This is a genomic window from Pantoea sp. X-Soil-YNGN-844 (assembly GCF_059730595.1).
The window spans coordinates 1,645,201-1,658,506 of record NZ_AP036007.1; the positions used below are offsets into that span (position 1 = coordinate 1,645,201).

A 13,306-nucleotide genomic window follows, 5' to 3' on the forward strand; every position below is an offset into this window, starting at 1 on the left:
GTCAAGTAAAATTCGCTGAAAAGGCGTGCGGATACCTCCGGTGAGGCCAGAGGTATCCAAAGAGGGTTAAGGTTGTGAGGCTGACGCCGGCGGAATATCGTGGGCGCTGTTACAGGTCTTCTCTTTCGGGCAATACTTATCGAGCAGTTTCAGCGTGACGCCGTTGGTCCAGCCAAAGCCGTCCTGCAGCGGATACTCACCGCCGCCACCGCCGCCGAGATTTTTGCCGTCGACGACATATTTCTCCACCAGCTTATGCTCACGGTCATAGGTTGTCTGGACGTTTTGCAGGAAGCGTAAGCCTACCTCTTTCGCCAGTTTTGGCTGGTTGTAATGCTCCAGGCCTTCCACGGCAACCCACTGCAGCGGTGCCCAGCCATTTGGTGCATCCCACTGCTGGCCGTTGTTCACGGTAGTGGTCACCAGACCGCCGGGTTTGAGCAGCTGCTTTTCAACTGCGCTGGCAGTGCTTTCAGCCTGCTTATCACTGGCGACCTGCAGATAGAGCGGGAACAGCGCGGCAGCCGTCAGCTGCGGATGAACCTGCTTTTTCTGCCAGTCATAGTCGGCATACCAGTTCTGTTTACTGTCCCACAGATAGCGGTTGATCGCCGCCTGGCGCTTCTCCGCGCGATCGGCGTACTGCTTCGCCAGATCGCTCTGCTTGTTCATCTGGTAGCCTTTTGACAGGGTCTGCTCCAGATGGAACAGCAGGCTGTTCAGGTCAACCGGCGCCAATTGGGTGGTACGGATCGTCGACAGGTTGTGCGCGTCGGTAAACCAGCGTGAGCTGAAATCCCAGCCCGATGCGGCACCGGAACGCAGATCGCGATAGAGTTCAGCTTTATTGCGCTGCGGTGCTTTCTGCGCGGTGGCAATATCATCCATCCAGGATTCGGTGCGTGGTACATCGCGCGCATCCCAGTAGCGGTTGAGCAGGGTGCCATCTGCCAGCTTAATCACCCGCTTGCTGGCTGCGCCCGCCGCGACGTTATCGCTGTCGGCCATCCAGTAGTCATACTCTTTCTGCAGCTGCGGCAGGTAGTGGGTATAAGCTTTGCCGTCATCGTGCGTCGCCAGCAGGTCGACCATCAGGCTGAAGAACGGCGGCTGTGAACGGCTCAGGTAGTAGCTGCGGTTGCCGTTGGGGATGTGGCCATAACGGTCAAGCAGCGAGGCGAAGTTATCCGTCATATCCTGGACTTTATCCCAGTGTCCGCTCTCGGCCAGCCCCAGCATGGTGAAGTAGCTGTCCCAGTAATAGACTTCGCGGAAACGCCCGCCCGGCACCACATAGGGCTTAGGCAACGGCAGCAGCGAGTCATACTGACCGGCGCTGCTGGTGGTGCGCGTCAGCACCGGCCACAGGCCATCAATGTGCTCACGCAGGTTTTGTCCGGCGGGCGGCACATATTTGTCGCCCGCATCGGGCAGGGTAAAGTTAGCGTCAACAAAACGTTTGAGATCGAAATTGCGCTGTTTCTTCTGCATCTGCCAGTCGGCAAGAATCGAAGCGGGATCAAATTTCGGCACCGCATCGGCAAAGGTCTTCTGATCGGGATAGAACTTCGCCTGCTGCACGGCATTAAACAGCGGCCCTAAACGAACATCCGGCGGCTGCGGCTGATTATTCAGCATGCGGCTGTTGTCGTCGGCATGGGCGGTGAAAGCAGGTACGCTCAGCAGCAACGTGAGCAGAAAGGGCGCATAACGCTGACGCCGTGAGTCGGCGTTTACCTCAATTTTTGTCATCGGTTTTTCTCCTTGTCCGAAATGCGGCCGCGCGTAACGCATTGACCACAGGACCAACTTTAGACCTTATCTGCCCACTTCACCCTGAAGCGAGCCGGAAATGTGAAGCCACGGGAATTATTTTTATGGAAAAAACCGCTTTTTCACGCGGGTTTTTTCTTGCTCTCACCTCACTTTTCCCCGACGCTGAAAGAAAAAAAGGAGAGCAGGATGGAGATCATCTGGTATCACCCGTCGCAGTCTGCAGCGGCATGGATTAACGGTTTACAACAGCGTCTGCCACATGCGCGCGTGCGTGCCTGGCAGCCAGGCGACAACGGACCAGCAGATTATGCGCTGGTCCGTTCACCCCCCGCAGAGATGCTGCAGGGGCGTGCCACACTGCGCGGCGTCTTTGCGCTGGGTGCAGGCGTTGACGAGATTCTGAAACAGCTGCAGCAGCACCCTGAGATGCTGCCCGACAGCGTGCCGCTCTACCGGCTGGAAGATACCGGGATGGCGCGCCAGATGCAGGAATATGCCGTCCATAGCGTACTGAACTGGTTCCGTCGTTTTGACGACTACCGTCTTCAGCAGCAGCAACAGTGCTGGCAGCCGCTGCCTGCTTACCCGCGTGAAAGCTTTACCGTCGGGATTCTGGGCGCGGGCGTGCTGGGACAGAGCGTGGCGGAGAGCCTGAAGCACTGGGGGTTCCCGTTACGCGTCTGGAGCCGCTCACCCAAAGAAATCGACGGCGTGACCAGCTTTGCCGGACGCGATGCCTTGTCCGCCTTCCTGCAGGAGACGCGTGTGGTGATCAACCTGCTGCCGAGCACGCACGAGACGATCAATCTCATCGACCAGCACTTTTTACAGCAGCTGCCGCACGGCGCGTTCTTCCTCAACATCGCGCGTGGCGCACAGGTGGTGGAAGCGGATCTGCTGGCCGCGCTCAATAGCGGTCAGCTGAAAGCGGCGGCGCTGGATGTGTTTCAGGTTGAACCGCTGCCCGAAGCGCATCCGCTCTGGTCACATCCGCGCGTCACGATCACGCCTCATAATGCGGCGGTAACCTTGATCGACGAAGCTATCGATTACATCGCCCGCGCCATCACCCAGGATCAGGCAGGCGAGCCGCCGCAGGGCAGAGTTGACCGTCAGCGCGGCTATTAATGAACCGGCCCCGGCAGGGGCACTCAGCAGGAGAAGAGGATGTATCCGGTAGATCTGCATATGCACACCATCGCCAGCACGCATGCTTATAGCACGCTGCACGACTACGTGACCCAGGCGAAACAAACCGGCATGAAGCTGTTTGCCATTACCGACCACGGCCCCGACATGGCTGATGCGCCGCACTACTGGCACTTTATTAATATGCGGGTCTGGCCGCGCGTGATCGATGGCGTGGGGATTCTGCGCGGTATCGAAGCCAACATTAAAAACCAGCAGGGTGAGATCGACTGTTCCGGCCCGATGCTCGATGCGCTGGATTTAATCGTCGCCGGTTTTCACGAGCCGGTTTATGCGCCGCGCGACAGAAAGCATCACACAGACGCGATGATCGCTGTCATGGCGGGCGGGCTGGTTCATATCATCAGCCATCCGGGCAACCCGAAATTCCCGGTCGATATCCCGGCGATTGCCGAGGCCGCAGCGCACTACGACGTGGCGCTGGAGCTGAACAACTCCTCATTTACCCACTCGCGTCCGGGTAGTGAACCTAACTGCCGCGCTATCGCCGCTGCCGTGCGTGATGCGGGTGGACGGCTGGCATTCGGCTCCGATTCCCACACCGCGTTTACGCTGGGCCATTTCGATCACTGCCTGCGGATTGCCCGTGAGGTGGATTTTCCTGAGGATCGGGTGTTAAATGTCACGCCGCGTCGCCTGCTCGACTTTCTGGAAATGCGTAGCGGCAAACATATTGCTGAACTGGCTGACTTTTAATTTATTTTGCCTCAAGGAAATCTGACTCATGAATGAGTTTTCCATTCTGTGCCGTGTGATCGGCTCACTGTTTAATCGTCAGCCGCAGGACCCGCTGCTGGTGCCGCTGTTCACGCTGCTGCGTGAAGGTAAACTGCAGTCGCAGTGGCCGCTGGAGCAGGATGAGCTGCTGACGCGCCTGCAGCAAAACAGCGATCCGCAGGCGCTGGCCGCCGATTACAATGCGCTGTTTGTCGGCAGCGACTGTAATGTGCCGCCTTACGCCTCACAGTGGCCGGAAGGCAAAACGGAGCCGGAAGTGCGTGCGTTCCTGACCTCACGCGGCATGCCGCTGAGCGATGCGCCTGCTGACCATTTTGGTGTGCTGCTGCTGGCCGCGTCATGGCTGGAAGATCAGTCAGCGGAAGATGAGAGCGCGGCGCAGCTGGCGCTGTTTGAGGAGTTCCTGCTGCCGTGGTGCGGAACGTTCCTGGGCAAAGTGGAAGCGCATGCAACCACGGCGTTCTATCGCACGCTGGCGATGCTGAGCCGGGAAGCGATTCAGGCGATGTACAACGAACTGCTCGAGAGCAGCGAAGAAGCGCCAGACGCCTGATTTACCACCTCGCCGGGTGTGAACCCGGCGCATAGCCTGGTGTTGCGCAAAGCTGCGGGGTGCCGGGTAGCCATGCGGCTGCCCTGAGCCTGACCCCAAGCCCCCATGGCGTTAACTCGTAACAGGGCAGGTTATCCTTAACCTGCGGCGTAATGCCGGAACCCGCGCACTGCCCGGTGGGATGTTGCTGCAACAGCCACGCGGTGCGTGCCAGTGACAGCCGCACCTGGCTGCCAACTCCTTGCGTCACGCGTCGCCGCAATCCCTCCAGCACCGCCGCCGCCAGCAGATAGCCGGTGGCATGGTCCAGCGCCTGTACCGGCAGCGGAACCGGTTTGTCGCTCTGCTGCCACTGCATGCCGCGTTCAGCAATGCCGCATCCCATCTGCACCAGACTGTCAAAACCCCGGCGGTTGCGCCACGGCCCCTGCCAGCCCCAGGCATTCAGACCGGCATCAACCAGACCGGGCGAGAGTGACTGAAGCGTCTCCGCATCAAACCCCAGCCGTTCCAGCGCATCCGCCCGGTAGCCATGCACCAGCACGTCCGCCTCACGTAGCAGGCGGATAAACTGATCGCGATCGGCGGGCTGCGTCAGGTCGAGCACCGCACGACGTTTGCCGCAGCTCATCTCCTCATCCAGCGTCGGCTCCTGCCAGCCTGGCGGATCGATGCGCAGCACACTGGCCCCCAGGCTGGCCAGAAACCGCGTGGCGACCGGCCCGGCAATAATCCATGTCAGATCCAGTACCCTGATACCCAGTAATGGGCGCGCTTCGGCCAGCGGCCACGCCGGAGCTGGTGCCGCGAGTGTTGTTTTCCAGCTAAACAGCGGCTCATGCTGCACGGCCTGGCCCTGGGGATGCAGCTGCCAGGCGGCGGCGCTGCGCATTTCAGCGGCGCAGCCACCGGCATCAATAATCGCCTGCTCCAGTTCATTGGCCTGCCACTGTTGCACCTGCTGTGCCAGCGCCGCGCGATCGGCGTGCGCGCCCAGCACCTGTTCCATCGCCAGCCGGTGATGCGTGGCGTTGGTGTGCAGGCGGATCCAGCCATCACGGCTGCGATAGTCACCGGCAAACGCATCCCACATCGCGGGCGCAGCACGGTTCAGCGGGATAAAGCTCTGCTGAAACCAGCGCGACGCCAGGCGCACATTGACGGCAACGGGCGGAGAGGGATATTCAGGGTGGGAGGCGGCAATCAGTGCGGCGGTAGCCTGGGTTGCCAGACCGATGCTGATGGCCGCCAGTTCACTGACGGCAAAAGCAGAAGCGAAGGTGGCGCGATCAAGGAAGGCAGGAAGAGGCAAGGCGTCGTCGCGACCCCGCAATCCCTGCTGCATCTGCTGCCAGAGCGCGGCGGCGAGCTGTGAGTCCATATTGTGCTTCCTGAGAGGGGAGATTTCTCAAGCATAGCACGCAGGATTAACGCCGCCGCAGGCGCGGGAAGCGCGCATGCATCCGCAGGTTACGCAGGTTGAGTACCGCGATAGCCGTGCCCAGAATCACCAGCGAGGCCCCGATAATCTTGAAGCTGTTGAGGCTGTCACCCAGCACGATAATCCCCATCACCACCGATAAAACCGGCGTCAGCAGCGAGTAGGGCATGATCAGATTGACGTTATATTTCTTCAGCAGCATATACCACAGCGTATAGGCCACAATCGACGAGGCGATGGCGCTGTAAAGTATGGCGAACCAGCCGCGCCAGCCCGCATGCTGCAGCGCATAGAGCTGATGGGATTCCATCACCAGACTGGAGCCGCCGACGATGGGAATCGCCAGAAACGCAATCCAGCCGGTCATGGTCAGCGGTTTAATCGGCGGTGACTTTTTCACTATCAGGTTACTGACGGCCCAGCCGGTAGCGCTGCACAACAGCAGACAGAGCACCCACCACGAGGGAATCGTCGGACTGCCAGAGAGCACCACCACGCCGCTCAGAGAAATCATAATGCCCAGCAGCTGCACCAGCTTCAGCTTCTCTTTCAGTACCACCATCGCCAGCAACATCGCAATCGGTGTGCCCAGCTGCACCACAATCGCGCCGGTACCGGCATCGGTGTAACGCAGGCCGACAAACAGCAGCGAGAAGTGCATAAAACCGAAGGTAAAAGCCAGCAACAGCAGCCAGGGCAACTGCTGACGGTTAATACGGCAGAACGGCACCAGCACGATGGCGACGACCACAAAGCGCATAAACGTCAGAAACAGCGGCGGCAGCTCCAGCAGCCCCCATTTCACCGCCACGTTGTTGAAGGCCCAGATAGAAACCACCATCAGAATCAGAAAAAAATGCCGCACAGCCACGATAATATCCTTTCGATGATTTTTGCTTAGCCCGCTAATGATGGCACGAACTGCGGCACTCCAGCCAATCGCAGTAAGAAATTTTCTGCAATTGCGGTGCAGCCCGATGAGACTTTCGGGCGTCATGCTGGCAGACTGATTTGAAACGACTTCTTAAAGGAACCGATTCGGTATGACCTATACGTCCGCCTTACCCCTTGCGTTGATTCAGCTTGAAGTCCCACCCGCAAACGTCGTTTCAGAGATTGGTGAACAGCCGCGCTGGTTTATTGATGCACTGAATCTGCAACCCGATGAGTACCTGATTGTGCGGCCTCATCTGGGCGAAGCCTTACCCGATTTTGATCAGATTTCCGGCGCGATCCTCAGCGGTTCATGGGCGATGGTCACCGATCACGCCGACTGGAGTGAGCGCAGCGCCGCCTGGGTCAGAGCGGCGATTGATCAGGGCCTGCCGCTGCTCGGTGTCTGTTACGGCCATCAGCTGATGGCCTATGCGCTGGGCGGTGAAGTGGCAGACAATCCCAACGGCTGGGAACGCGGTCTGTTACCCATTCGCTGCTCTGATCAGGCCCAGTGCGACCCGCTGCTGCAGAAGCTGCCCGCCGACTTCAGCGTCTGGCTGTCGCATCGTCAGTCGGTCGTCAGCGCGCCGTCCGGGGCGCAGGTGCTGGCCGCTTCTGCGCGCGATGGCTGTCAGATTGTGCGTTATTCACCGCAGGCACTCTCGGTACAGTTCCATCCCGAATTTTCACGGCACATTATGAGTGTCTGTACGCCGCCAGGCTGCACAGAGGATGGGGCCAACGAGATTGAGGGCAAAGACTGGGCGCGCGAGTTGCTGGTGACGTTCTGGCAACAGACGCGCCCGGCAGTGGAGCGTGCTCAGGGCGCGTAGTGACGCGTGCAGCGATAGACCCACGCGGGTGGCACGTTTTTCAGCACCCGCTGGCGCTCCCAGGTGAAGTAACGCGACAGATCGGGCTGGGTCAGCGAGGTGTACTGGAACTGCACAAAAACGCCGTCCGGACCAAGGGCGTTATAGACCGCTCGCAGAATGGCTTCACGCAGTTCGGGCGGTAATGAGAGCAGCGGCAGGCCGGAGAAGATCACGTCATAGTTGCCGTTCAGATACTCCGCAGAACAGGTACGCACGGTCATGCGCGGGTCCTCCAGTGCGGTTAGCTTGTCTGCCAGCGTAGTGCAGATTTCAAAGGCATCCAGCGTGGCGTCGGGTGCCATCTGTGCCAGTATCTGTCGGGTCAGTACGCCATCACCCGCGCCAAGTTCCGCTATGCGCGACACTTCAGGCCATTTCACCGACGTAATCATCGTCCGGCACAACGCCTCTGACGAGGGGGTAATGCTGCCCATCTTGCGCGGATTGCGGATAAACTGATGCACGAAATTGGCTTTAGCGCGCATCTGGGTAAAAGCTGAAGCCAGCATGCTTATCTCCGGAATGAATTCATTCTCAGGTTGACCCCCTTTGTGCCGCACAAGTTTCTCTCTGACTATGCTTTCGGGTAAAAGTCGGAATTTTCTCTAAGCGCAGCGTAAACGCCTATTCCTTCGGAGCGGTCACAGTTTCCGGTTAACAGACCTGACAGGCTCACAATGATCCTTCATGTTAATAATAAGTTTCATCATTGTTACGTCAGTCACCTGTCAGGAGAATGATCATGCGTTACGCTGCCCCCGGAGAACAGGGTTCTCTGATTACGCTACAGAAGAAGTATGGCAACTTCATTAATGGTGAATTCGTCGCGCCGGTGAAGGGTAACTACTTTACTAACACCTCGCCGGTAAACGGCTCGGCGGCCGGTGAGTTTCCGCGCTCAGATGCAGCCGATGTGGATAACGCGGTGGCTGCCGCAGCCGCGGCAGCGGATGCATGGGGCAAAACCTCACCGCAACAACGCGCGCTGCTGCTACTGAAAATTGCCGATCGGCTGGAACAGCATCTGGAGACCATGGCGGTCTATGAAACCTGGGATAACGGTAAACCGGTGCGCGAAACGCTGGCGGCCGATATGCCGCTGGCGGTCGATCACTTCCGCTACTTTGCCGGTTGTGTCCGGGCGCAGGAGGGCAGCGCGGCAGAGATTGATGAGTTCACCGCTGCCTACCATTTCCATGAGCCGCTGGGCGTGGTGGCGCAGATTATCCCGTGGAACTTCCCGCTGTTGATGGCGGCCTGGAAACTGGCTCCGGCGCTGGGCGCAGGGAACTGCGTGGTGCTGAAACCGGCTGAACAGACGCCGCTGTCGATCACAATCTTTGTCGATCTGATTAAAGACTTGCTGCCGCCGGGCGTGCTGAATGTGGTGCACGGCTTTGGTAAAGAGGCGGGTGAAGCGCTGGCGTCCCACTCCGGTATCGCCAAGGTCGCCTTTACCGGCTCTACCGCCACCGGCGGGCACATTCTGGAGCTGGCCGCCAAAAGTCTGATCCCCTCGACGGTCGAACTGGGTGGCAAGTCACCGAACATCTTCTTTGAAGACATCATGCAGGCGGAGGAGAGCTTTATTGAGAAAGCGGCCGAAGGCGTGGTGCTGGGCTTCCTGAATCAGGGTGAAGTCTGCACCTGTCCATCGCGTGCGCTGGTGCAGGAGTCGATTTACGAGCCGTTTATGGCGGCGGTGATGAAGCGGGTGAAAACCATCAAACGCGGTGACCCGCTCGACACCGATACCATGGTAGGCGCGCAGGCGTCACAGCAGCAGTTCGATAAAATCCTCTCTTATCTTGAGGTGGCACGGCAGGAGGGTGCAGAAGTGCTGGTAGGCGGTGGCGTAGAGAAGCTGGATGACTCACTCAACAGCGGTTACTACATCCAGCCAACCCTGCTGAAAGGTAACAACAGCATGCGGGTGTTCCAGGAGGAGATCTTTGGCCCGGTGATCGGCATCACCACCTTTAAAGATGAGGCGGAAGCGATCAGCATCGCCAACGACTCGATTTATGGGCTGGGTGCCGGCGTCTGGACCCGCGATATCAACCGTGCCTATCGGGTGGGCAGGGCGATCAAAGCAGGGCGCGTCTGGACAAACTGTTATCACCTCTATCCGGCGCACGCTGCCTTTGGCGGCTACAAGAAGTCGGGCATCGGGCGTGAAACCCATAAAATGATGCTCGATCACTATCAGCAGACGAAAAACCTGCTGGTCAGCTACAGTATTGAGCCGCTGGGCTTCTTCTGATGGTCTCAGTCGTGCCGGCTTAATGCGGCACGCTCTATCGCTAAACCACGCTACGGCGTGGTTTTTTTATGCTCTGTCGGGGCTGTGAGCTGCTGACTAAGCGAGCCGGTAAAGCACAATTAATCAGTCTGTTCTTAAAGCGAGCCTGCCAGGGTTCACGCTTCGCTTATTGCGTCTTAATCGCTATCCCTTCTCTGTCTGCGCCACGCCAGGCGCATGGCTGCTTAACCATCTGATAATAAGGCATTTATCGCGCTGCTGACTGACGAAAAAGCGCTGAGTATGGCTGCCTGCACGATATGAACTTCTTTTGATTTGGCTTAAATCAGAACCATTTAAAACATGAGTTCTTTTAATGCCATTCTCAGAACAAACTTATTTATGTGCAAAAAAACTTCATATTTTCGTATGTTGTTAAGATTAGTCCTAACTACATGCTAAAAAGTAACACCTATTTGTATTAACTTAATTAGTTAAACTTTACTTAAGTAAATTCTTCTGAAAGCGGGCCGTTGAAATTTTGTCAATCTTCTGTAAACTCGCAGCTAATATTTACACATGGATTGTAATTTCAGACCCACGGGCAGGATCTACCTGACTCGTGCGGTAGCTATGAAATTTCGCTAAAGTTATAAAGTATTGAAAATAAACCAATATAATGAAAATTATTCGAGCGTAATGTGTCATTTCTTACTGCCGGATAATTGACTCACTGTTATCGGCTTAATTCAATCCGACGGTTTTTCGACCAGGGATGGCATAAGGAAAGCTTGGGTTTACCCCACCTTCTTAAATTTGCCGGGAAAAAATTGATCATGTTTCTGATCGTTGTTTGCCAGGTCAGATTCCTCCCTTTTCCCGTTTACGTCCCCGCTGTTGCTTTTTTATACTTAACTTTTGCTGATCGGTTAACGTTTCGCAGCAAGACGATTAGGCGCTTTTTGTTTAAGGATTATTTTTTAATCTGGCACTAAGTGGCTTCCTGTGCAGATGACATCTCCGATTTTCATTACTGACACCCGGCCTCTGGCCACTCTCCAAGGTACGAATGGAACACAACATGAAAAAAATGGTGAAGCTCCGCGTTGCGTTAGGCCTGATGTTTGTTTTTTCAGTCGCCGGTTGTAAAACCCCGCCAAAAATGACCGATGACACCCTGGTCACCAGCACGGTAGACGGTGTGGCGATCAGTCACCGTTATGCCGTAAAACCGCCAGCGCAGTTCAGCCCGGTCAATGAAACCTATCGCGCGCTCTATCCCGGCTCGGTAATGAGCCAGCCAGGCTACGGCGGCAAGGTGGTGGAGACGCTGAAAACCGGCGAAAGCTACACCGTGATTGGTCAGGTCGAGAACAACTGGCTGGCGCTGGGTGAACCGGCTCAGGCAGCAGAGCCTCAACCGGACAACGCTACTGCCAGTGTCAAAGATGCGCCTCAGTCTGCCGCGCCGCAGTCAACCGTTCAGCTGACAGGCTATGTGCCATTCCGCGCCGTGGTGAAAAGCGCACTCTACGATCAGACCGTCAAAGCCGATCAGCCGAAACGCCGCGTGCGCAGCAGCAGCAAGAAGAAAACCTGCGTCGCGGTTAACGGTGACAGCACCGCCTGTCAGAACAGCACCAACGGAACCTGGATCATTAACTAATCGCACTGAGCAGGGAGGGCTGGATGATGAGAACAACACAACTGCGCGGTGGGCTGATCGTGCTGCTGATGTGGCTGCTGACGGCCTGCAGCAGCAGTACGCCGCCGGTGGCTTACTACAACCTGGACGTTCAGGGGCAGAATCAGCTTAACGGCGGTGCGCCGCTGAAGGTCCGTGTGGTGTTGCTGAGCTCCGATGCGGAGTTCATGTCAGCAGACTTCTTCTCCCTGCAAAACCAGTCCGCAACGGTGCTGGGCAGTGCGCAGCTTAACACCCAGCAATTCTTCCTGACGCCAGAGCAGCGCAGCAAAACGCTGCGGATTAAGAGCCTGCCTGAGGCGCGCTTCATCGGCATCATGGCGGAATATCAGGCGCTGGATGGCAAGGTGTGGCGACTGTCGCTGCCGGTGCCCGAAGGGGAGTCGCCCTCATTCTGGGCATTCTGGAAACGTGACGATAGCGAGCTGAATGCGCGCATCGTGGCGGGAATTAATGGCCTTCGCGTGGAAAAACAGTGATGCCGATGAACAGAGCCGAAAAGGTCGTCTGGACCGAGGGGATGTTTCTGCGTCCTCACCATTTCCAGCAGTCAGAAAATTATCTTCTCAGCACCCTGCGTGAATGGGGTCAGTCACAGCGCGTCTACACCTGGGGTTTTTACGATCTGGAGTTTGATGAAGCGCTGCTGCGTCAGGGCAAACTGGCGCTGAGTGCAGCCAGCGGCTGTCTGCCAGACGGCACGTTTTTCGCCTTCAGCCAGCCGCAACATGGCCCGGCACCGCTTGATCTGCCAGCTTCTGTTGACCGCAGCAAAGTGGTGCTGGCGATACCGACCCGTCGCAATGGCCGCGAAGCCGTCGCCTTCCAGGAATCGCAGGATTCTCTGGCGCGCTATCTGGCCTGGGAAGCGGACGTGGAAGATGATAATGCCCAGGCCGTGGGCAGCGCGACGGTACAGTTCGGCAAGCTGCGCCTGCGGCTGATGCTGGAGCAGGATCTGACCGCCGAGTGGACCGCGATGGGCGTTGCGCAGGTGATTGAAAAACGCAGCGACAACCATATCCGGCTCGACAGCGACTACATCCCGCCGATGCTGACTCTGAACAGCAGCCGTCCGCTGCAAAACATGTTTAACGACCTGCACGGGCTGATTCAGCAGCGCAGCCAGCAGCTGAGTCAGCGTGCACCCGGCACCGGCCGCTTCAACAGCGCCGATATGGTCGATTTTATGCTGCTGGCGCTGCTCAATCGTCAGCTTGGCCTGCACAGCCATCTGCAACATCTGCCGCTGCTGCATCCTGAAACCCTCTACAGCCATTGGCTGCAACTGGCTGCAGAGCTGAGTACCTGGACACCCGCACGCGCGCCGGAAGGACTGCCGCTCTACGATCACGACGACCTGCATAACTGCTTCAGCCGTCTGTCGCTGCTGTTGCGTCAGGGTCTGTCGCAGGTGATGGAGGAGAGCGCCATTCAGCTGCCGCTGACGCAGCGCTCGCACGGCCTTAACGTCGCTACCGTGCCGGAGAGCAGCATGGTGCATGAGTTCGGCTTTGTGCTGGCGGTGAAAGCCAGCGTGCCGGCCGACACCCTGAAAACCCATTTCCCGGCACAGATGAAAGTCGCGCCGGTCAGCAAAATCCGCGATCTGGTGCAGCTGCAGTTGCCGGGTCTGGCACTTCGGGCGATGCCCGGCGCGCCCCCGCAGATCCCGTGGCATGCCGGATACAGCTATTTCGAACTGGATAAGAACAGCGAGCTATGGAAAGAGATGGAGCGCTCGGGCGCTTTTGCGCTGCATCTTGCCGGTGAGTTTCCGGGCCTGAACATGGAGTTCTGGGCCATCCGCAGTCAGTCAGAATAATAAACT

At 57.7% G+C, this 13,306-nt stretch carries 12 protein-coding genes; 8 read left to right on the top strand and 4 right to left on the bottom strand.

Annotated elements, in window-relative coordinates:
- Positions 1–66: 66 nt before the first annotated feature.
- The gene (gene treA / locus AC6I8C_RS07670; RefSeq protein WP_497822075.1) at positions 67–1,752 is read right to left on the bottom strand and encodes an alpha,alpha-trehalase TreA; all 1,686 of its coding nucleotides are present in this window, start codon (positions 1,750–1,752) and stop codon (positions 67–69) included.
- 210 nt (positions 1,753–1,962) lie between these two features.
- On the opposite strand from treA, the gene ghrA reads away from it, so the two are divergent.
- From ghrA to AC6I8C_RS07685, 3 genes are read left to right on the top strand one after another with little or no spacing between them, the layout of a single operon-like run.
- A complete protein-coding gene (gene ghrA, locus AC6I8C_RS07675; RefSeq protein ID WP_497822076.1) occupies positions 1,963–2,904 on the top strand; it encodes a glyoxylate/hydroxypyruvate reductase GhrA in 942 nt (313 codons plus the stop codon).
- A 39-nt stretch (positions 2,905–2,943) separates the two neighbouring features.
- The gene (locus AC6I8C_RS07680) at positions 2,944–3,681 is read left to right on the top strand and encodes a phosphatase (protein ID WP_497822077.1); all 738 of its coding nucleotides are present in this window, start codon (positions 2,944–2,946) and stop codon (positions 3,679–3,681) included.
- Positions 3,682–3,709: 28 nt separating this feature from the next.
- A complete protein-coding gene (locus tag AC6I8C_RS07685) occupies positions 3,710–4,276 on the top strand; it encodes a TorD/DmsD family molecular chaperone (RefSeq protein WP_497822078.1) in 567 nt (188 codons plus the stop codon).
- Position 4,277: 1 nt separating this feature from the next.
- On the opposite strand, the gene AC6I8C_RS07690 is transcribed toward AC6I8C_RS07685, so the two are convergent.
- Together AC6I8C_RS07690 and AC6I8C_RS07695 are read right to left on the bottom strand one after the other, a co-directional pair.
- Positions 4,278–5,657, bottom strand: coding sequence for a CoA transferase (locus AC6I8C_RS07690; protein WP_497822079.1), 1,380 nt, complete (start codon positions 5,655–5,657; stop codon positions 4,278–4,280).
- Positions 5,658–5,703: 46 nt separating this feature from the next.
- Positions 5,704–6,588 carry a DMT family transporter gene (locus AC6I8C_RS07695; protein WP_013357563.1) on the bottom strand — a complete coding sequence of 295 codons (885 nt, stop codon included), beginning with the start codon at positions 6,586–6,588 and terminating at the stop codon, positions 5,704–5,706.
- 172 nt (positions 6,589–6,760) lie between these two features.
- On the opposite strand from AC6I8C_RS07695, the gene AC6I8C_RS07700 reads away from it, so the two are divergent.
- A complete protein-coding gene (locus tag AC6I8C_RS07700; protein WP_497822080.1) occupies positions 6,761–7,486 on the top strand; it encodes a glutamine amidotransferase in 726 nt (241 codons plus the stop codon).
- Here the strand turns inward: AC6I8C_RS07700 and AC6I8C_RS07705 are convergent.
- Entirely contained in the window at positions 7,474–8,037 is a 564-nt protein-coding gene (locus AC6I8C_RS07705; RefSeq protein ID WP_135909155.1) for a class I SAM-dependent methyltransferase, read from the bottom strand. The two genes, AC6I8C_RS07700 and AC6I8C_RS07705, sit on opposite strands and share 13 nt — an antisense overlap.
- A 233-nt stretch (positions 8,038–8,270) precedes the next feature.
- Between AC6I8C_RS07705 and exaC the strand changes: the two genes are divergently transcribed.
- From exaC to tssK, 4 genes are all read left to right on the top strand, one after another.
- Positions 8,271–9,791 carry an acetaldehyde dehydrogenase ExaC gene (gene exaC, locus AC6I8C_RS07710; RefSeq protein WP_013357566.1) on the top strand — a complete coding sequence of 507 codons (1,521 nt, stop codon included), beginning with the start codon at positions 8,271–8,273 and terminating at the stop codon, positions 9,789–9,791.
- Positions 9,792–10,839: 1,048 nt separating this feature from the next.
- Positions 10,840–11,436: a hypothetical protein gene (locus tag AC6I8C_RS07715; protein WP_033732333.1), complete on the top strand. Its 597-nt coding sequence runs from the start codon at positions 10,840–10,842 to the stop codon at positions 11,434–11,436.
- Positions 11,437–11,459: 23 nt separating this feature from the next.
- Positions 11,460–11,954, top strand: coding sequence for a type VI secretion system lipoprotein TssJ (gene tssJ, locus AC6I8C_RS07720; RefSeq protein ID WP_033732334.1), 495 nt, complete (start codon positions 11,460–11,462; stop codon positions 11,952–11,954).
- A 5-nt stretch (positions 11,955–11,959) separates the two neighbouring features.
- Positions 11,960–13,300, top strand: a complete 1,341-nt coding sequence (gene tssK / locus AC6I8C_RS07725) for a type VI secretion system baseplate subunit TssK (RefSeq protein WP_161736259.1) — start codon at positions 11,960–11,962, stop codon at positions 13,298–13,300.
- The last annotated feature ends 6 nt before the right edge of the window (positions 13,301–13,306 follow it).

Bases quoted from the DNA above. Each gene is read 5' to 3' on its own strand.
- treA (WP_497822075.1), bottom strand. From the start codon at position 1,752: ATGACAAAAATTGAGGTAAACGCCGACTCACGGCGTCAGCGTTATGCG.
- ghrA (WP_497822076.1), top strand. From the start codon at position 1,963: ATGGAGATCATCTGGTATCACCCGTCGCAGTCTGCAGCGGCATGGATT.
- AC6I8C_RS07680 (WP_497822077.1), top strand. From the start codon at position 2,944: ATGTATCCGGTAGATCTGCATATGCACACCATCGCCAGCACGCATGCT.
- AC6I8C_RS07685 (WP_497822078.1), top strand. From the start codon at position 3,710: ATGAATGAGTTTTCCATTCTGTGCCGTGTGATCGGCTCACTGTTTAAT.
- AC6I8C_RS07690 (WP_497822079.1), bottom strand. From the start codon at position 5,657: ATGGACTCACAGCTCGCCGCCGCGCTCTGGCAGCAGATGCAGCAGGGA.
- AC6I8C_RS07700 (WP_497822080.1), top strand. From the start codon at position 6,761: ATGACCTATACGTCCGCCTTACCCCTTGCGTTGATTCAGCTTGAAGTC.
- AC6I8C_RS07705 (WP_135909155.1), bottom strand. From the start codon at position 8,037: ATGCTGGCTTCAGCTTTTACCCAGATGCGCGCTAAAGCCAATTTCGTG.
- exaC (WP_013357566.1), top strand. From the start codon at position 8,271: ATGCGTTACGCTGCCCCCGGAGAACAGGGTTCTCTGATTACGCTACAG.
- AC6I8C_RS07715 (WP_033732333.1), top strand. From the start codon at position 10,840: ATGGAACACAACATGAAAAAAATGGTGAAGCTCCGCGTTGCGTTAGGC.
- tssJ (WP_033732334.1), top strand. From the start codon at position 11,460: ATGATGAGAACAACACAACTGCGCGGTGGGCTGATCGTGCTGCTGATG.
- tssK (WP_161736259.1), top strand. From the start codon at position 11,960: ATGAACAGAGCCGAAAAGGTCGTCTGGACCGAGGGGATGTTTCTGCGT.